Here is a 17,382-nt window from a genome sequence, read left to right as displayed (position 1 = left end):
CACTCCATTATCGTTCGTGTTACGGGCCTTTTGTTCGGGCCTCTTGCCATCGGATCATTCCTGACCGTATGGTCAAGTTCAACGCACCACAGTCTGACCAACCGGTCAAGATTTTTTTGAAATAGGTTTTTGTCATGCCGCAGACATCGCGCACGAACAGCAAAAAAGAACGCCGCCAAGAGAATGAAGCGCTTATTTTATCAGCAGCTGAAAAAGTCTTTGCAGAAGCGGGGTTTGGCGGCGCCACGATGCAGTTGATTGCGGATGTTGCCGGTCTGCCAAAAGCCAACCTGCACTATTATTTCCCGACAAAAGAATCTCTGTACCGTCAGGTGGTTCAAAACATCTTTCAGATTTGGCTTCAGGCCGCAGATACGTTTGATCAGGCCGAAGGACCTGCCGAGGGAATCGGCGCATACATTGATGCCAAGATGGAAATCTCGCGGCGCCATCCCGCCGGTTCAAAGGTTTGGGCCAGCGAAGTGATGCACCGTGCCCCCGTCATTCAGGACTATCTTGAAACCACGTTGATGGAATGGACAGACGGCCGCGCCGCCATTGTGCAGCGCTGGATCGAAGAAGGGCGGATGGCGCCCGTCAATCCGCATCACCTGTTGTATATGCTTTGGGCAACCACCCAGCACTACGCCGACTTCGGACATCAGATCGAAACGCTAAACGGGGGCGCCCCGCTCTCGGATGCACAGTGGGAAGAGGCCAAGAAAAGCGTGAAAGATATTATCCTGCGCGGCATCGGCGTGATCAAGTGACACGACTGGACCTCGCCAGACCCATGCCATAAGGTTCGCATTCAACCTGACAGGAACCCTGCCCAATGGCATCGACACCGGCCAAAAAGCCCAGCCGCATCCAGCTCAGAAACCGCAAATTGATCCTGAACGCCGCGCTTGAGGTGTTCTCGAGCCATGGCTATCGCGGCGCGACCCTTGATCAAATCGCAGACGAAGCTGGCCTGTCAAAGCCAAATATCCTCTACTATTTTGCTGGCAAGGAAGAGATCCACGTCACGCTTTTGAACCAACTGATGGAAAGCTGGCTTGAGCCCCTCGAACACCTAAACCCCCAAGGTGACCCGCTTGAAGAGATTATGGGGTATGTGCATCGCAAAATCGAAATGACCCGCGAATTTCCACGCGAAAGCCGCCTGTTCGCGAATGAAGTCCTGCAAGGCGCGCCACGCATGGCGCCTCACCTGAAAAGCGGGTTGAAGCCTTTGTTTGATGACAAGACCAAGCTGATTCAAAACTGGATCGATCAAGGCAAACTGGCACCGGTTGATCCGCGTCACCTGATCTTTTCGATATGGTCGACAACACAGCATTATGCAGATTTTGATGCGCAGGTCCGCGTGTTGATGGCGCCGGAAACCAAGGCCCTAGATGGCGCGGAGGCATACCTTGATACGCTTTTCCGCAAGCTTTTGACGCCCTAAAACGCCTACCCGTCTCTGAATACGAAAAAAGCCCGCAGTAGGAGGCCAAGTCCTGCTGCGAGCTTAGGAGTAGGGCGATGTGCCCCACGGGAGGAAAGTCGCCCGAAGGCGGGGGTTATTCAGCCGCCTGAACGGACGGATTGTTGGGATGTGACAACCAGCTGCCATAGGCATCTGAGACGGGCTTGCCGGTGCGCTCGTCCATTTCACCCGGCTCGAGCGTGCGCATTGTGATGCAGTTTTCCACCGGACATACGTTGACGCACAGATTGCAGGCCACGCATTCATCATCCTTAACCGTGAACACGCGGTCTTCGGACATTTCGATCGCTTGGTGGCTGGTATCTTCACAAGCCGCATAACACCGGCCACATTTGATGCAGTCGTCCTGACTGATCTCGGCTTTGGTGATGTGGTTCAGGTTCAGATGCTGCCAGTCTGTCACGTTCGGCGTTGCCATACCGACAAAGTCTGCAGTGCTTTCATAGCCCTTCTCATCCATCCACTGGGACAGACCAGAGATCATTTCCTGCACAATCTTGAAGCCATAGGTCATTGCGGCGGTGCAGACCTGAACATTGCCTGCGCCCAGCGCCATGAACTCTGCCGCGTCACGCCATGTGGTGATACCCCCAATGCCGCTGATGGGCAGGTTTGCCGTTTCAGGGTTACGGGCAATTTCCGCGACCATATTCATGGCAATCGGTTTGACTGCAGGTCCGCAATAGCCACCATGGGTGCCCTTTCCGTCAATCATTGGCTCTGGCGACATGACATCAAGGTTCACAGAGGTGATCGAGTTGATCGTGTTGATCAGGCTCACCGCGTCTGCGCCACCACGCAGGGCCGCTTCGGCCGGATAAAGAACATTGGTGATATTGGGCGTCAACTTGACAATCACCGGCAGGTCGGTCGCTTCTTTACACCAGCGCGCCACCATTTCGATGTATTCGGGCACCTGCCCAACAGCCGACCCCATGCCGCGTTCGGCCATGCCATGCGGACAGCCAAAGTTAAGCTCGAACCCGTCACACCCGGTTTCCGCAATCATCGGCAGAATCTTTTTCCACGCGTCCTCTTCGCAAGGCACCATCACAGAGGCGATCAAAGCATGATCCGGATAGTCGCGTTTGACCCTCGTCATTTCTTCGAGGTTCACCTCAAGCGGGCGGTCGGTAATGAGCTCGATGTTGTTCAACCCCAACAAACGACGGTCCGCACCATAAATGGCGCCGTAACGTGGTCCGTTGACGTTCACGACCGGGGGACCGGCCTCGCCCAGAGTTTTCCAGACAACACCACCCCAACCGGCCTCAAAGGCGCGGCGGACGTTGTATTCCTTGTCCGTCGGAGGCGCGGACGCCAGCCAGAACGGGTTTGGGGATTTGATCCCTACGAATTCACTTTCGAGATTGGCCATTTTGCTGATCTCCCTGTTTACGCCGTCAACGTGGCGTGAATATCTTCGGCCGCGTCACGGCCCTCGGCAACGGCGGTCACGGTCAGATCGTCCCCGCCAGCGGCGCAATCACCACCGGCCCAAACGCCCTGCACACTTGTGCGGCCCGTACCATCCACAGCGATTTTCCGACCGTCCAGATCCGGAAGACCACTGCCCTCCAGCGTCTGGCCAATGGCCTTGAAAACCTGATCGGCTGCAAGACGCACGGTTTGACCTGTCGCAGACAGATCATCATCGGTGTATTCGAACTCGATCTCGCGCACCGCACCGTTCCCGATCACCGCTTTGGGTGAGGCGTTGGTGATGATACGCACCCCTTTCGAGGCAGCCAGATCTTGTTCAAACTGGCTTGCGTTCATGCGATCGCGACCGCGGCGATAGACAAGGCTGACGTTCAAAGCGCCCAGAAGCTTGGCTTGAACCGCCGCATCCACGGCTGTCATACCGCCACCGATCACAACGACATCACGACCAATCTCGACGCTGCCCAGCTCCGAGGCCTGCCGCAGGTCAGAAATGAATTCAACAGCATCCAACACACCGTCTTTGTCTTCACCCTCGGCGCCCAGCGCATTTACACCGCCAAGACCAATCCCGAGGAACACCGCATCAAAGTCGGCCGTCAGGGCGTCCAGCGTCAGGTCGCCCCCAAGAGCCTTGCCCGTCTCAACGGTGATGCCACCAATCGACAACAACCAGTCAACTTCGCGCGCTGCGAAATTGTCGACGGATTTGTAAGAGGCGATGCCAAACTCGTTCAGGCCACCGGCTTTGGCGCGCGAATCCAGAACCGTCACGTCGTGGCCATACATGGCCAGCCTGTGTGCCGCCGCGAGACCAGCAGGGCCTGCGCCAACAACAGCAATTTTCTTGCCAGTCGGTGCGTCGCGTTCAAAGGGATGCACGCCGCTGTCCATCAGGATGTCGGTGGCGTAGCGCTGCAAACGGCCGATTTCGACCGGCTTGCCCTCGGCGGTTTCACGCACGCAAACCTCTTCGCACAGTGTCTCGGTCGGGCAAACGCGCGCGCACATGCCGCCAAGAATGTTCTGGCTGAAAATGGTTTTCGCCGCCGCCTCTGGCGTGCCGGTTGCGATTTGGCGAATGAACAGTGGAATGTCGATATCTGTCGGACAGGCGGTCATACAGGGCGCGTCATGGCAAAAATAACAGCGGTCTGCGGCAACCAACGCCTCGTGGTCTTCCAGTTGCGGGTGTAAATCCGCGAAGTTTTCGGACAGCTGATCCGACGCCAGTCGGCCCGAAACGATCCCTTCGCTCAACGGTGATGTGGTCATGGTTTCTCCCCATTCCATCGTTTGGCTATTGCAAACAGGCTGTCACGGCGGAAAATTTTTATCAACTGGTAAAATAATTTTTTGAGACACAAAACTGTATCCGCTTAACATTTAACCACTTTCAGCAGCTAAGAAGGGGCTCTTTAGGCAAAAACTATTGATATTGACGCGATTCTGAACCATATCAACGCTGCGACGTTACCTTTATCGACCCTCTGTTCCCTGCGGCTCAGTCACTCGATCTTGCACTGACTTTGCCTTGCTGCCGCAATTCTGCGGGCAGCAATTATATTACGACGCTTTCCGAAATATCTGCGGAAGGCACCTAACAGGAGACACGACGATGGCAACTGGCACCGTCAAATGGTTTAACACAACTAAAGGCTACGGCTTTATCGCACCCGACAATGGCGGCAAAGATGTGTTTGTGCACATTTCGGCTGTTGAGCGTTCGGGCCTTACAGGTCTTGCCGACAACCAAAAAGTAGAATTCGAGCTGGAAACCGGCCGTAACGGCCGTGAAGCCGCGACAAACCTGTCGCTGGTTTAATATACCGCTTATGAATTTGAGGAAGGCGCCTGATGACAGGCGCCTTTTTTGTATCCAATCCCATTTTGCGGCACGGTTGCCCTTCTCGGCGGGTGTTCAGTTTTGAGTTTTTTCCACCAGACGCAAAACATCGGGGCCAAGAGCCTCGACAATCAGGGCAACCCCCTTGGCATTGGGATGGATGCCGTCAGGCTGCATGAGGTTTGCCACTTCTGACGGGTCTTCTGATCCTAATCCCGCAAAGAAATTCTCGCTGAACAGCGCCCCGTATTCTTTTGCCAACTCGGGATACATCTCGTCAAAGGCCTGTTTGTACTCAGGGCCATAGTTTCCGGCAGCGGTCATTCCCACCAGAAGGACATCAACGTCTCTGACTTGCGCGGCGGCAAGGATGCCTGCCAGATTTTGACGCGACAGCGCCGGATCAAAGCCACGCAACATGTCATTGCCCCCAAGCGTAACAATCATCGCGTCGATATCGTCGCTCAGCGTCCAGTCGATCCGCGCCAGTCCTCCTGCCGTTGTATCCCCCGAGACACCCGCATTGACCAGTCGCACATCAACCTCTTGGGACTCGAGCCAACGCCGCATTTGCGGCACCAGCCCGTTTTGTTCAATAAGCCCGTAGCCCTGTGTCAGGCTGTCTCCGAAGGCAACAACTGCCACTTGTTCGGCAGCAAGAGGCGCTGAGGTCAGGAAAACCAGTGTCAACGCCTTGCTCAATCCCGTGACGCCACCATATAGCCTTGAACACCACATCATTGAGGTTCCCTTTTATGAATACAGTTCTTTCTCTTAAAGATGCGCGTCTTGCGCTGGATGGCAATGCCGGACGGATCAAAATTCTTCATGGAATCTCTTTAGACGTCGCAAAAGGGGAAACTTTAGGGCTGGTTGGGCCCTCAGGATCGGGCAAATCTTCGCTTTTGATGCTGATGGGCGGGCTCGAGCTTGCAACAGGTGGTGAAATTTCCGCATTGGGAAAAAACCTCAGCACCATGACCGAAGACCAGCTGGCACGCTTCCGGCGCGATCACATGGGTGTGGTCTTTCAAAGCTTTCACCTTATCCCGACCATGACCGCTCTTGAAAATGTGGCCACCCCGATGGAGCTTGCCGGACACAAAGACGCGTTTGAACGCGCCATGGCCGAGCTTGAGGCGGTGGGGCTGGCGCATCGTGCCGATCACTTCCCGCGCCAGATGTCAGGCGGCGAACAACAACGTGTGGCCCTTGCCCGCGCCGTGGCGCCACGCCCCGATATTCTTTTGGCGGATGAACCGACCGGAAACCTGGATCAAAGCAATGGTCAGGCCATCATCGACTTGTTGTTCCAGCTACGCGACCGCCATGAGGCGACACTGGTTCTGGTGACCCACTCGAATGAGCTTGCCCGACGGTGTGACCGCGTCGTGCGGCTGCGGGATGGCCGCGTCGAGCCGCAAGAGGCCGCAGCATGAACCTGCAACTTGCGTGGAAGTTCGCCAAACGAGAGCTGCGTGGCGGACTGGCCGGGTTCCGGATTTTCCTGGCCTGCCTTGCCTTGGGTGTCGCGACCATTGCCGCCATTGGCAGCGTGCGGTCCAGTATAGAAGCGGGCCTTGCGGCCGAAGGCGCCTCTCTGCTGGGCGGCGACGCCGAGATGGAGTTCACCTATCGCTTTGCCTCGGATGCGGAAAAGGCGTGGATGGCCGAAAACGCAACCAAAACCTCCGAGATTGTCGATTTCCGCTCTATGGCCGTTGTCACTCATGACGGCGTTTCGGAACGGGGGCTGACACAGGTCAAAGCCGTTGATGACGCCTATCCGCTGATCGGGACGGTGACGCTTGATCCCGACATCCCGCTTGCCGAAGCCCTGGCGCCCCAAGACGGAATTCCTGGCGGTGTGATGCAGAAAATCCTGATTGACCGGCTTGGCCTGACGATTGGCGATACCTTCACATTGGGCACACAACAGTTTCATCTGACAGCTGCGTTGGTAAATGAACCGGACAATGCGGGCGGCTTCGGGCTCGCACCGCGTTCGATTGTTGCCACAAGGGGGCTGGCCGAGTCCGGATTGTTGACGCCCGGCACGCTCTACGAAACCAAATACCGTCTTGATCTGCCTGAGGGCACAGCGCTGGAAGACGCCAAGACCCAAGCGCAGGCCCTGTTTGAAAGCAGCGGTTTGCGCTGGCGGGATTCGCGCAATGGCGCGCCGGGCGTGGCACAGTTTGTCGAACGTCTCGGGGCCTTTCTGATCCTTGTCGGGCTGTCCGGCCTCGCAGTGGGCGGGATTGGTGTGTCGGCTGCGATCCGCGCCTATCTCTCTCGCAAAACCGCGATCATTGCCATTTTGCGCAGCCTTGGCGCGGAACGGCAGACAATCTTTCTCACCTATTTCCTCCAGATTGGCGTGCTGTCGGTTTGCGGTGTGTTCCTTGGTCTTTTGTTGGGGGCTGGCCTGCCTCTCTTGCTGGCTCCGCTCTTGCAATCGAGCCTGCCCGTGCCCGCCATTTTTGCCATCTATCCCACACCTCTGATCGAGGCCGCGCTTTACGGCTTGTTGACTGCCCTGATCTTTACGCTGTGGCCTTTGGCGCGCACTGAAGATGTGCGCGCGGCGGCGCTGTTTCGGGATGCTGACGGCGCGGCGCGCACCCTGCCCGCTTTCCGCTATATTGCTCTGACGGTGTTTTTCCTCGGCGTTCTGCTGGCTCTTGCCGGATGGTTCTCTGGATCATGGCAGCTCACGATTTGGGCTGCGGTCGGCATCATGGCGGCGCTGGTCCTGCTGGCTGTGGCTGCAACCCTGACCAGCCGCATTGCAAAGTTCGCAGCCCCTCGCACGCGAAAGAACCCGCCTTTGCGCTGGGCACTCAACGCCATCTCGTCGTCACAGGAACCTGCATTGCCTGTGGTGCTGTCACTTGGATTGGGTCTCAGCGTCCTTTCGGCGGTAGGCCAGATTGATGGCAACCTGCGCACGGCGATTGCCCGCGACCTTCCCGAAGTGGCGCCCTCGTATTTCTTTGTCGATATCCAGAAAACCCAGATCGACGGATTTCTGGAACGGGTTGGATCGGACCCTGCCGTCTCAGACACCGAAACGGCACCGATGTTGCGCGGCTTGATCACAAAGATCAACGGACGTCCCGCGACAGAGGTGGCAGGCGGGCATTGGGTTGTGGAGGGGGATCGCGGCGTGACCTATGCCGCCTCAATTCCCGACACCACCACAATTGTCGCCGGCTCATGGTGGCCCGAAGATTATACCGGCCCGCCACAAATCAGTTTTGCCGCAGAAGAAGCCGAAGAAATGGGCTTGGAACTGGGCGATACAATTACGCTCAACGTTCTGGGACGGGACATCAAAGGCACCATCACCAGCTTCAGAGAGGTGGATTTCTCGACTGCCGGAATGGGCTTTGTCATGGTTATGAACCCCGCGTCACTGGCAGGCGCCCCGCACAGCTTCATCGCAACAGTCTATGCCGAGGAACACGCGGAAGCCGCCATCTTGCGCGATCTGTCGAACACCTATCCAAACGTGACGGCCATTCGGGTGCGTGATGCGATTGCGCGCGTGTCCGACCTGTTGTCGGGCCTTGCTGATGCCACGTCTTATGGCGCGTCGGTCATGCTAGTCACCGGGTTCCTTGTGCTGATCGGTGCGGCTGCCGCCAGCCAGACCAGCCGGATTTACGAAGCGGCCATCCTGAAAACACTTGGGGCGCCGCGTCTGCGTATCCTGACGTCCTTTGCCTTGCGCGCCGCCCTGACCGGCGCCGCGGCCGGAAGCGTGGCGCTGGCCGCAGGAATTGGCGGCGCTTGGGCAGTTACGTATTTTGTGCTTGATACCGGCTTTAGCGTCATCTGGCCCAACGCCATCGCGATCATTCTGGGCGGAATATGTGCCACGCTGCTTGCCAGCCTTGCATTTGCCGCCGCGCCATTGGCAGCGCGGCCCGCACGTATTCTGAGGGCCCGAGAATAACCCCTGCGATCCCTGATAGGAAAAGGGCCCCGCAAATTGCGGGGCCCTTTCTTTATGCGTCGTCGTAATCTTCCATCGGGGGACATGTGCAGATCAGGTTTCGATCCCCAAACACGTTGTCCACGCGATTGACCGGAGGCCAGTATTTATCAACACGGAACGACCCCGGAGGGAAGCATCCCTGTTCCCGGCTATAGGGGCGATCCCAATCGCGAACGAGATCTTCCATCGTATGCGGTGCATGTTTCAATGGATTGTTCTCGGCATCGATGCGGCCTTCTTCGATCTCGCGGATTTCCTCGCGGATCGCCAGCATCGCATCACAGAAACGATCCAGCTCGGCCTTGTTCTCGGATTCCGTCGGTTCGATCATCAGCGTGCCCGCCACTGGCCAGCTCATCGTGGGTGCGTGGAAGCCGCAATCGATCAAACGCTTGGCGATATCTTCGACGGTGATCCCGGCAGAGTCAGCAAAGGGCCGCGTATCGATGATGCACTCATGTGCAACACGGCCCGTAGGCCCGCGATAAAGTACCTCGAAAGCCCCTTCGAGACGCTTGGCCATATAGTTGGCGTTCAGGATTGCGACGCGGGTGGCCTGCGTCAGGCCTTCGCCCCCCATCAACAGGCAATAGGCCCATGAAATCGGCAGGATCGAGCCAGATCCATAGGGCGCGGCGCTGACTGCGCCGGATTTTTCGGGCAGGTGCGGCACAAGATGCGCCTTGACGCCGATCGGTCCCATGCCGGGGCCCCCGCCGCCGTGTGGAATGGCAAAGGTCTTGTGCAGGTTCAGGTGGCTGACATCCCCGCCAAGGTCGCCGGGACGTGACAATCCGACCATCGCGTTCATGTTGGCCCCATCGATATACACCTGCCCGCCAAAATCATGTGTGATCTGGCACACCTCGATAACCGTTTCCTCGAACACACCATGTGTCGAAGGATACGTGATCATACAGCCGGCTAGTTCGTTGGCATGTTTTTCGGCTTTGGCCCGGAAATCATCGAGATCAATATCGCCATTGTCCGCGGATTGAACCGGCACGACCTTCCAGCCGACCATCTGGGCAGAGGCTGGGTTGGTTCCGTGTGCGCTCATCGGGATAAGACAGACGTTACGATGTCCTTCGCCGCGCTTGGTGTGGTAATCCGCAATCGTCAGAAGACCTGCAAACTCACCCTGCGCGCCCGAATTCGGCATCATAGAAAAGTCGTCATATCCCGTTATCTGGCAGAGCTTTTCCGACAGATCTTTGAGCAGGATTCCGTAGCCTTCCGCCTGATCGACGGGCACAAACGGGTGAATGAGCGAAAACTCTCGCCAGCTCACGGGCATCATTTCTGCGGCCGAGTTCAGCTTCATCGTGCAAGACCCAAGAGGGATCATCGCGCGGTCCAGCGCCAGATCGCGGTCTGCCAGACGACGCATGTACCGCATCATTTCGGTTTCGGCGCGGTTCATGTGGAAGATCGGGTGCGTCAGATACTCGGTTCTGCGGTGCATCTGGTCGGGCACACGATATTCCGGCGTGAAATCGTCATCTTTGAGATCAATCCCAAATGCGCGCCAGACAGCCTCGACCGTGGCCGGACGTGTGGCTTCGTCCAAAGTGATGCCCACACGGGTCTCGCCCACTTTGCGCAGGTTGATCTGCTCGTCCACCGCCGATTTGATGACCGCAGCCTGAAGAGGCCCCACATCGACCGTGATGGTGTCAAAGAACGCCTGCGGGTCCACTTTGAACCCAGCTGCTTCCAAACCCTTGGCCAGACGTACGGTTTTCCGGTGAATACGCTGGGCAATCGCCTTGAGGCCCTTGGGGCCATGGAACACTGCATACATTGATGCCATGACGGCCAGCAAAGCCTGTGCGGTGCACACGTTCGATGTCGCCTTCTCGCGACGGATGTGTTGTTCGCGGGTCTGCAATGACAAACGATAGGCACGGTTCCCGTGGCTGTCGATGGACACACCGATAATCCGGCCCGGCATGTTGCGTTTGTAGGCGTCCTTGGTCGCCATATAGGCCGCGTGTGGACCACCATAGCCAACAGGCACGCCGAAACGCTGGGTGGTGCCGACGGCAATATCCGCCCCCATCGCGCCCGGCTCTTTCAACAGGGTAAGAGACAACGGATCAGCAGACACAACGGCGATGGCCTTGTTTTCATGCAAGGCGCTGATGTGGTCGGTAAAGTCACGCACATGGCCATAAGTGCCAGGATATTGGAACAACGCACCGAACACGGCGCTGGCATCCATCTTGTCCGGGTTGCCGACGATCACTTCGATTCCCAACGGTTTTGCACGGGTGCGAATGACGTCGATGTTTTGCGGGTGGCTGTCACGGTCGACAAAAAACGCTTTGGCCTTGGATTTTGAAACCCGTTGCGCCATCGCCATCGCCTCGGCACAGGCCGTCGCTTCGTCCAGAAGCGATGCGTTCGCCACTTCCAGCCCCGTCAGGTCCGAGATCATGGTTTGAAAGTTCAGCAGCGCCTCAAGACGACCTTGGGAAATCTCGGGCTGATAGGGCGTATAGGCCGTATACCACGCGGGATTTTCCAGAATGTTCCGCTGGATAGCAGGCGGTGTAACGGTGCCGTGATACCCCTGCCCGATCAGGCTGGTCAGCACTTTGTTTTTCGAGGCTGTAACCCGCATGTAGTGCAGCAACTCGCGTTCGGACATCGGGCGTCCAAAATCCAGAGGCTCTTTTTGCCGGATGCTTTCTGGAACGGTGTCTTCAATCAGGGCATCCAGATCAGAGGCCCCTACTTCACTCAGCATTTCGGCCATTTCTTCGGGCGATGGCCCGATATGGCGGCGATTGGCAAAATCATATGGCAGGTAGTCGGTTGGCTTGAACGGCATGTCGTCCTCCAATAGCTCTCTGTGGCGCGCCCTTTGGAACGCACCTCTCCCTCATCGTCGTGGCCTCGCCGCCCCCCAATGCACGCACCTTTGCGCGCGCATTGGCGTGCAGCGAGAGACCATTAGCCGATAAATTTGTTATACGCGGCTTCGTCCATGTAATCGTCCATCTGGGATGGATCGGCGGCCTTCATCTTGAAGAACCACGCCTCGCCCATTGGATCGTCGTTCACTTTGCCGGGCTCTTCTTCCAGCATGGCGTTCACTTCGACGATTTCCCCATCGAGCGGGGCAAGAATGTCGGACGCTGCCTTGACCGATTCAATCACACAGATGTCTTCATCTTTGGTGACTTCTGCGCCTTGATCGGGCAGTTCGACGAACACTACATCCCCAAGCTGTTCCGCAGCATGCGATGTAATGCCGACCACGATCAGGTCGTCTTCGACGCGCAGCCATTCATGTTCTTCAGTGAATTTCATTTCTGGGATCTCCCTAGTCTTTTATCTTTTGAAGTTTGCGGGCACGAGCGGCATCTTCGCCACTTTTACAGGCATGCGTTTGCCGCGCACCTCGCCATAAAGTTCCGTATCTGCCATCGCGTAGGACGCGCCGACATACCCCATTGCAACAGGCCCCTCGAAGGTTGGGCCAAAGCCGCCCGAGGTCACTTCGCCAATGGGATCGCCGCCTTCGGGTGCGGCGAAAATCTGGGTTCCGGCGCGCATTGGTGCGCGGCCAGACGGAACCAACCCGACGCGTTTGCGGGCCACTCCTTCGGCCAGATCGCCCAGAATGCGTGTTGCTCCGGGGAAGCCGCCTTCACGGTCACCGCCTGCACGACGGGTCTTTTGAAGGGCCCAGATCAATCCGGCCTCAACCGGCGATGTGGTCGCGTCGATGTCATTGCCATAAAGACACAGACCCGCCTCAAGCCGCAGGCTGTCGCGGGCGCCAAGGCCGATGGCCTCGACCTCGTCCATGTCGAGCAAAGCCTGACACAAGGCCGTGGCATGATTCGCAGCAATGGAAATTTCGTATCCGTCTTCGCCGGTGTATCCAGACCGCGAAACCCAAGCCTCGGTGCCCATCATGTCAACGGTTGCCACATCCATGAATTTCATATCCGCTACCGAAGGCGCGATCCGAGCCAATGCTGTGGCTGCTTGCGGTCCTTGGAGGGCAATCAACGCGCGATCCGTTACAACCTCGACCGAGATTTCGGGCTCGAGCGCCGCTTTCATCCGGTCTATGTCGGCTTCTTTACAGGCCGCGTTGACGACCACGAACAAATGATCGCCGCTGTTGGCAAACATCAGGTCATCATCAATGCCACCGGCATCGTTTGTGAACAAACCATATCGCTGGCGTCCCTCTGGCAGCCCGAGAACATCCATGGGAACCAGTCTCTCAAACGCTTTGGCGACATCCTCATAGGTGTCACCATGTAAAATCACCTGCCCCATATGGCTGACATCGAACAGCCCTGCAGCAGTGCGGGTATGAAGATGTTCTTTCATCACACCCAATCCATATTGCACGGGCATGTCATAGCCGGCGAACGGTACCATTTTGGCCCCCAACGCAACATGCAGATCGAACAATGGTGTGCGGTGCAGCTCACCCATGGTTCTTGCTCCTTCCCTCCCGGAGCAGTCCACGAATGGAAAACGTCCGGCATCAACCTTTCGCACGGATTAGCGCCGTACGGGCGATGCCCCCTCTGTCCTTTGGCCTGAGATCGTTATCCCTTCGGCGGACGCTGTGCGCCTCTCTCCAGAGTTCATTTTTACGGCGAGTCGGTCCTGTCGGCCTGAGAGTTTCCGGGGCGGTTGCTCCTTCGGCACCGGATACTTCCGGTTCTCCCGACTCACGTCCCGTATACCGTAGTGTACCCGATTCTGGCTGGCAAGCCCCAAAGCTCACCCTAGGACAGCCTGCCAATTCAGGAGATCAGAACGCGCGGTGCCGGTTAATGCTTGCAAGGCTCCGGCGCGAGAATATTCAACAATGCCGTGTTGTTACACACCAACCCATCCAGCGTGACACCATCCAGACGGTTATAGAAAGCCTCAGCCGCTTCCTGCAAAGCCGTTCTGAGACGACACGCCGAGACCAGAGGGCATGTGCTGTCTGCGTCGGCGAAACACTCTGCCAAGGGCACAGGAGATTCCATTTCGCGAAAGATTGGACCGATCTCGATTTCGGCAGGTTCACGCGCCAGCTCGAGCCCGCCATTGCGCCCGCGTTGGGTATGGATCACGCCCATTTGCCCCAACTGATTGATAACCTGTGCAAGATGGTTTTCCGAGGCTTTGCAAACCTGGGCAATTTCGGACTTGGTGACAAGCCGATCCCGATGCGCCGCACAAAACATGAGGACGCGAATTGCAATGTTGGTTCGTTTGGTGATGCGCACGCGCTCTTCCAATCAGTATATCAAAGGTACACCCATTATGCGCATTTAATGGCCTATTGAATTGACATGGATCAACAGATTTGATCCCTAAACGCATGAGCACACCTTATTTCTTTGGCTATGGCAGCCTTGTGAACCGTCAAACCCACGTCTATGCCGACATTCACCTCGCACGTCTCAAGGGATGGAGGCGGGCTTGGCGGCATACCGACCTGCGTCCTGTCGCCTTTCTGACCGTGGTTCAGGACAACAGCGCCGAAATTGACGGCCTCATCGCACATGTTCCAAATGACGACTGGGTTGCTCTGGATGAACGTGAACACGCCTATGACCGCCATCTGGTCTGTGATGCTGTTGCCCACCCCAAGGACGCCCCTGTCAACGTGTCTGTTTACGCTGTCCCCGATGGCAAACATGGCTCGCCCGCCTTCGAACACCCCGTCTTGCTCAGCTATATCGACGTTGTGGTCCAAGGGTATCTTCGCGAGTTTGGCGAAGCAGGTGCCGCACGTTTCTTTGACACCACAGCAGGTTGGAGCGCACCCATTCTGGATGATCGTGACGCCCCCAAATACCCGAGGCACCAAAGCCTTAGCAAAGACGAAACAGGGTTCGTGGACGACCATCTTCGGGCGTTAAAAGTTTCGATCCACAGGTGATACATGCGCCTTTTTGAATTAGTGACGTAGGGTAACTCTTGAGCCACCCACAATTGTCAGACAATTAATTGTCAGACATTTAAAACGGTTCGGGAGGCCCGCAGATGACCCAAACATTAGACACCATTCTGGAAAACGCGCGCAAACATTGCGCCGAAGACATTTCCCCAAAAGTCGACGCATGGAACAAGGCCGGTATCTGGCCGCGTGACGCGTCTGACAAGGCTGCAGCACTGGGGCTGACGGGGTTGTATGCGCCACCTGAATGGGGTGGTCAGGGGCTGTCACTCGGGGATGGCATCCGCGTTTACGAAGAACTTGGATACGGCGATGGCGCCTATGCCTTTGCCCTCTCGATGCACAACATTTGCACCTATGCCGGTTGCGGATTTGGCACCGAAGCCTTCAAAGAAAAATGGGCGCGCGATCTGACATCCGGTCGCAAACTAGCCAACTTTGCGCTGACCGAACCCCAGTCTGGGTCCGATGCGGGCAATATGTATTCGCGTGCCGTTATCAACGAGGACGGGACCTGGACCATCAGCGGCGCCAAGGCTTGGGTGTCCCTGGCGGGCGAGGCCGATATCTACTTTACAGTTGTCAAAACCTCGGATCAGCCCGGTCACAAGGACATGGCCATGATCGCCATCCCTGCCGATGCAAAGGGCCTCAGCTTCGGGGACCGCTACGACACGCCCTCTTACAACTTCTTGCCATTGTCAGAGATGTACATGGATAACGTGGTGGTCTCGGAGGATAATATCATTCTGCCGGTGGGTCAGGGCCTGCAAGGATCGCTCATGGCGATTGACATCGCACGGGTCTCGATTGCCTCGGGGTGCTGTGGCCTGATGCAGGCCGCGCTGGATACGGCGCTGGCCTATTCGTCGAACCGCAAGATGTTCAACGGGGTCAATCTGGATTTGGATGGCATCCAGTGGATGCTTGGCGACGTGGCAACCGAACTTGAGGCCTCTCGCCTGTTGTATCGCAAGGCCGCTCATGCGCTGGGCACAGACGACGGCCCCTTGATGGCGGCACATGCCAAACGGTTTGTACCGGATTGCGCCGTGCGTGCGGCCAACACCTGTACGCAGGTTCTGGGCGGCATGGGGCTGTTGCAACCTTATGGTTTGGATCGTCTGTCGCGCCTGTCACAAATGCTGCGCATTGTGGATGGAACCACGGAAATCAGCCGCGTTGTCATCGGGCGCTCTTTGCAAAAACGCGCAAAAACCCTTGCCCCGCTACCAATCCCCAAAGGGTTCGGCGAGCGCTAAAACCAAAAAGCCCCGCCATTTGGCGGGGCTTTTCCGTAAGGTCTGTAAAACTCTTATCCGCGCGCTTTGACCACCTGAAGCAACGGCATAACCGCGCTCATGTCGGGTCCGTGGCTTTGTCCGGTCAAGGCTTTGCGCAACGGCATGAACAAACCACGCCCCTTGCGTCCTGTCGCCTCTTTCACGGCTTTGGTCCATGTTCCCCACGTGTCACCATCAAAAGGCCCCTCGGGCAGCATCGCCATCGCTTCGGCAACAAATGCGACGTCTTCCTCGTCAATCACCGGGTCGGCGCCTTCCGAGAACAACGCCCACCACGTGGCAATATCCTTGCGGGTGATGATGTTTTCGCGGGTCACATCCCAAAACTGCTGGGCCAGCTCTGCCGGAACACCAGCAGCCGCAATATCGTCAGCCATAGCTTCCAAAGGCTGGTCATGCAGCACACGCCCCGTCAAAGGATAGAGGTCCTGTTCGTCAAACTTGGTTGGCGCCGCACCAAAGTGGGTCAGGTCGAACCCTTCTGCCAACTCCTCCATCGAGCTGCGCAGCTCGACAGGGTCGGACGATCCAAGACGCGCCATCAGTGACAACAGCGCCATCGGCTCGACACCGGCTTCGCGCAGGTCGCGCAACGACAGGGTGCCCAGACGTTTTGACAATGCCTCGCCCTGTGGTCCGGTCAACAGCGAGTGGTGCGCAAAATTCGGCACGGTGCCGCCAAGCGCCTCGATGATCTGAATCTGGGTTGCCGTGTTGGTGACGTGGTCCGACCCGCGCACAACATGCGTCACGCCCATTTCCGTGTCATCCACAACCGACGCCAAGGTATAGAGCATCTGACCGTCGCCACGGATCAACACGGGATCGGAAACCGATGCCGCATCAATCGACAGATCGCCCAGAATACCGTCGTTCCATTCGATCCGTTCCTGATCGAGCAGAAAACGCCAGTGGCCCTGTCCACGCTCGGTGCGCAAAGCATCCTTTTCCGCCGCAGACATCGTGTGCATGGCGCGGTCATAAACCGGCGGTTTTCCCATGTTCAGCTGCTTTTTGCGCTTCAGGTCCAACTCGGTCGGTGTTTCGAAACACTCATAGAACCGGCCCATCTCCCGCAACTTTTGCGCCGCGTCTTCATAGCGGTCCAACCGTGCGGATTGGCGTTCGATACGATCCCACGTAAGGCCCAGCCACTCGAGGTCCTGCTGGATCGCATCCACGTATTCCTGCTTGGACCGCTCGGGATCGGTATCATCGATACGAAGAATAAACGTGCCGCCTGCCTTGCGCGCGATGAGATAGTTCATCAGCGCGGTGCGCAGGTTGCCAACGTGGATATAGCCCGTGGGAGAGGGCGCAAAACGGGTGGTGGTCATGGTGTTCTCCTGTTGGGTCTCC

General features: G+C 57.3%; 15 protein-coding genes and 2 riboswitches. Of the genes, 7 read left to right on the top strand and 8 right to left on the bottom strand.

What is annotated here, in order from left to right; translation table 11 throughout:
- Positions 1-134: 134 nt before the first annotated feature.
- Both PH7735_RS15040 and PH7735_RS15035 read left to right on the top strand, forming a co-directional pair.
- Positions 135-770, top strand: a complete 636-nt coding sequence (locus PH7735_RS15040; RefSeq protein ID WP_058312213.1) for a TetR/AcrR family transcriptional regulator — start codon at positions 135-137, stop codon at positions 768-770.
- A gap of 65 nt (positions 771-835) precedes the next feature.
- Positions 836-1,453, top strand: a complete 618-nt coding sequence (locus PH7735_RS15035) for a TetR family transcriptional regulator C-terminal domain-containing protein (RefSeq protein ID WP_058312212.1) — start codon at positions 836-838, stop codon at positions 1,451-1,453.
- 115 nt (positions 1,454-1,568) lie between these two features.
- On the opposite strand, the gene preA is transcribed toward PH7735_RS15035, so the two are convergent.
- Both preA and PH7735_RS15025 read right to left on the bottom strand, forming a co-directional pair.
- Positions 1,569-2,873, bottom strand: coding sequence for an NAD-dependent dihydropyrimidine dehydrogenase subunit PreA (preA, locus tag PH7735_RS15030; RefSeq protein WP_058312211.1), 1,305 nt, complete (start codon positions 2,871-2,873; stop codon positions 1,569-1,571).
- Between the two features lie 17 nt (positions 2,874-2,890).
- A complete protein-coding gene (locus PH7735_RS15025; RefSeq protein WP_058312210.1) occupies positions 2,891-4,213 on the bottom strand; it encodes an NAD(P)-dependent oxidoreductase in 1,323 nt (440 codons plus the stop codon).
- Positions 4,214-4,556: 343 nt separating this feature from the next.
- Here PH7735_RS15025 and PH7735_RS15020 point away from each other — a divergent pair, with 343 nt between their 5' ends.
- Positions 4,557-4,763, top strand: coding sequence for a cold-shock protein (locus tag PH7735_RS15020; RefSeq protein WP_058312209.1), 207 nt, complete (start codon positions 4,557-4,559; stop codon positions 4,761-4,763).
- A 96-nt stretch (positions 4,764-4,859) separates the two neighbouring features.
- Here PH7735_RS15020 and PH7735_RS15015 read toward each other — a convergent pair whose 3' ends face one another.
- A complete protein-coding gene (locus PH7735_RS15015) occupies positions 4,860-5,525 on the bottom strand; it encodes an arylesterase (protein ID WP_233488324.1) in 666 nt (221 codons plus the stop codon).
- A 14-nt stretch (positions 5,526-5,539) separates the two neighbouring features.
- On the opposite strand from PH7735_RS15015, the gene PH7735_RS15010 reads away from it, so the two are divergent.
- Entirely contained in the window at positions 5,540-6,223 is a 684-nt protein-coding gene (locus PH7735_RS15010) for an ABC transporter ATP-binding protein (RefSeq protein ID WP_058312208.1), read from the top strand.
- On the top strand, positions 6,220-8,745 hold the full coding sequence (locus PH7735_RS15005; RefSeq protein ID WP_058312207.1) for an ABC transporter permease: 2,526 nt from the start codon (positions 6,220-6,222) through the stop codon (positions 8,743-8,745). Before PH7735_RS15010 ends, PH7735_RS15005 begins: the two co-directional genes overlap by 4 nt.
- A gap of 52 nt (positions 8,746-8,797) precedes the next feature.
- Here the strand turns inward: PH7735_RS15005 and gcvP are convergent, their stop codons facing one another.
- The 4 genes from gcvP to PH7735_RS14985 form a co-directional block, all read right to left on the bottom strand.
- A complete protein-coding gene (gene gcvP / locus PH7735_RS15000) occupies positions 8,798-11,623 on the bottom strand; it encodes an aminomethyl-transferring glycine dehydrogenase (RefSeq protein ID WP_058312206.1) in 2,826 nt (941 codons plus the stop codon).
- Between the two features lie 122 nt (positions 11,624-11,745).
- Positions 11,746-12,105, bottom strand: a complete 360-nt coding sequence (gcvH, locus tag PH7735_RS14995; protein WP_058312205.1) for a glycine cleavage system protein GcvH — start codon at positions 12,103-12,105, stop codon at positions 11,746-11,748.
- A 21-nt stretch (positions 12,106-12,126) separates the two neighbouring features.
- Positions 12,127-13,251: a glycine cleavage system aminomethyltransferase GcvT gene (gene gcvT, locus PH7735_RS14990; protein ID WP_058312204.1), complete on the bottom strand. Its 1,125-nt coding sequence runs from the start codon at positions 13,249-13,251 to the stop codon at positions 12,127-12,129.
- An 85-nt stretch (positions 13,252-13,336) separates the two neighbouring features.
- Positions 13,337-13,413, bottom strand: a riboswitch (glycine riboswitch).
- A riboswitch (glycine riboswitch) is annotated at positions 13,414-13,501 on the bottom strand. It abuts the riboswitch before it with no gap.
- Between the two features lie 94 nt (positions 13,502-13,595).
- Positions 13,596-14,042, bottom strand: coding sequence for an RrF2 family transcriptional regulator (locus PH7735_RS14985; RefSeq protein WP_058312203.1), 447 nt, complete (start codon positions 14,040-14,042; stop codon positions 13,596-13,598).
- 95 nt (positions 14,043-14,137) lie between these two features.
- Between PH7735_RS14985 and PH7735_RS14980 the strand changes: the two genes are divergently transcribed.
- Together PH7735_RS14980 and PH7735_RS14975 are read left to right on the top strand one after the other, a co-directional pair.
- Positions 14,138-14,701 carry a gamma-glutamylcyclotransferase family protein gene (locus PH7735_RS14980; protein ID WP_058312202.1) on the top strand — a complete coding sequence of 188 codons (564 nt, stop codon included), beginning with the start codon at positions 14,138-14,140 and terminating at the stop codon, positions 14,699-14,701.
- 104 nt (positions 14,702-14,805) lie between these two features.
- Entirely contained in the window at positions 14,806-15,981 is a 1,176-nt protein-coding gene (locus tag PH7735_RS14975) for an acyl-CoA dehydrogenase family protein (RefSeq protein ID WP_058312201.1), read from the top strand.
- A 53-nt stretch (positions 15,982-16,034) separates the two neighbouring features.
- Here PH7735_RS14975 and gltX read toward each other — a convergent pair whose 3' ends face one another.
- Entirely contained in the window at positions 16,035-17,360 is a 1,326-nt protein-coding gene (gltX, locus tag PH7735_RS14970; protein WP_058312200.1) for a glutamate--tRNA ligase, read from the bottom strand.
- Positions 17,361-17,382 lie beyond the last annotated feature (22 nt).

Origin of the sequence: Shimia thalassica (assembly GCF_001458215.1) — a bacterium.
Taxonomy (GTDB): Bacteria; Pseudomonadota; Alphaproteobacteria; order Rhodobacterales; family Rhodobacteraceae; genus Shimia; species Shimia thalassica.
The sequence above is the reverse complement of the archived record's forward strand: the minus strand, read 5'-3'. Positions and strand labels throughout refer to the sequence as shown.

Bases quoted from the DNA above. Each gene is read 5' to 3' on its own strand.
- PH7735_RS15040 (WP_058312213.1), top strand. From the start codon at position 135: ATGCCGCAGACATCGCGCACGAACAGCAAAAAAGAACGCCGCCAAGAG.
- PH7735_RS15035 (WP_058312212.1), top strand. From the start codon at position 836: ATGGCATCGACACCGGCCAAAAAGCCCAGCCGCATCCAGCTCAGAAAC.
- preA (WP_058312211.1), bottom strand. From the start codon at position 2,873: ATGGCCAATCTCGAAAGTGAATTCGTAGGGATCAAATCCCCAAACCCG.
- PH7735_RS15025 (WP_058312210.1), bottom strand. From the start codon at position 4,213: ATGACCACATCACCGTTGAGCGAAGGGATCGTTTCGGGCCGACTGGCG.
- PH7735_RS15020 (WP_058312209.1), top strand. From the start codon at position 4,557: ATGGCAACTGGCACCGTCAAATGGTTTAACACAACTAAAGGCTACGGC.
- PH7735_RS15015 (WP_233488324.1), bottom strand. From the start codon at position 5,525: ATGATGTGGTGTTCAAGGCTATATGGTGGCGTCACGGGATTGAGCAAG.
- PH7735_RS15010 (WP_058312208.1), top strand. From the start codon at position 5,540: ATGAATACAGTTCTTTCTCTTAAAGATGCGCGTCTTGCGCTGGATGGC.
- PH7735_RS15005 (WP_058312207.1), top strand. From the start codon at position 6,220: ATGAACCTGCAACTTGCGTGGAAGTTCGCCAAACGAGAGCTGCGTGGC.
- gcvP (WP_058312206.1), bottom strand. From the start codon at position 11,623: ATGCCGTTCAAGCCAACCGACTACCTGCCATATGATTTTGCCAATCGC.
- gcvH (WP_058312205.1), bottom strand. From the start codon at position 12,105: ATGAAATTCACTGAAGAACATGAATGGCTGCGCGTCGAAGACGACCTG.
- gcvT (WP_058312204.1), bottom strand. From the start codon at position 13,251: ATGGGTGAGCTGCACCGCACACCATTGTTCGATCTGCATGTTGCGTTG.
- PH7735_RS14980 (WP_058312202.1), top strand. From the start codon at position 14,138: ATGAGCACACCTTATTTCTTTGGCTATGGCAGCCTTGTGAACCGTCAA.
- PH7735_RS14975 (WP_058312201.1), top strand. From the start codon at position 14,806: ATGACCCAAACATTAGACACCATTCTGGAAAACGCGCGCAAACATTGC.
- gltX (WP_058312200.1), bottom strand. From the start codon at position 17,360: ATGACCACCACCCGTTTTGCGCCCTCTCCCACGGGCTATATCCACGTT.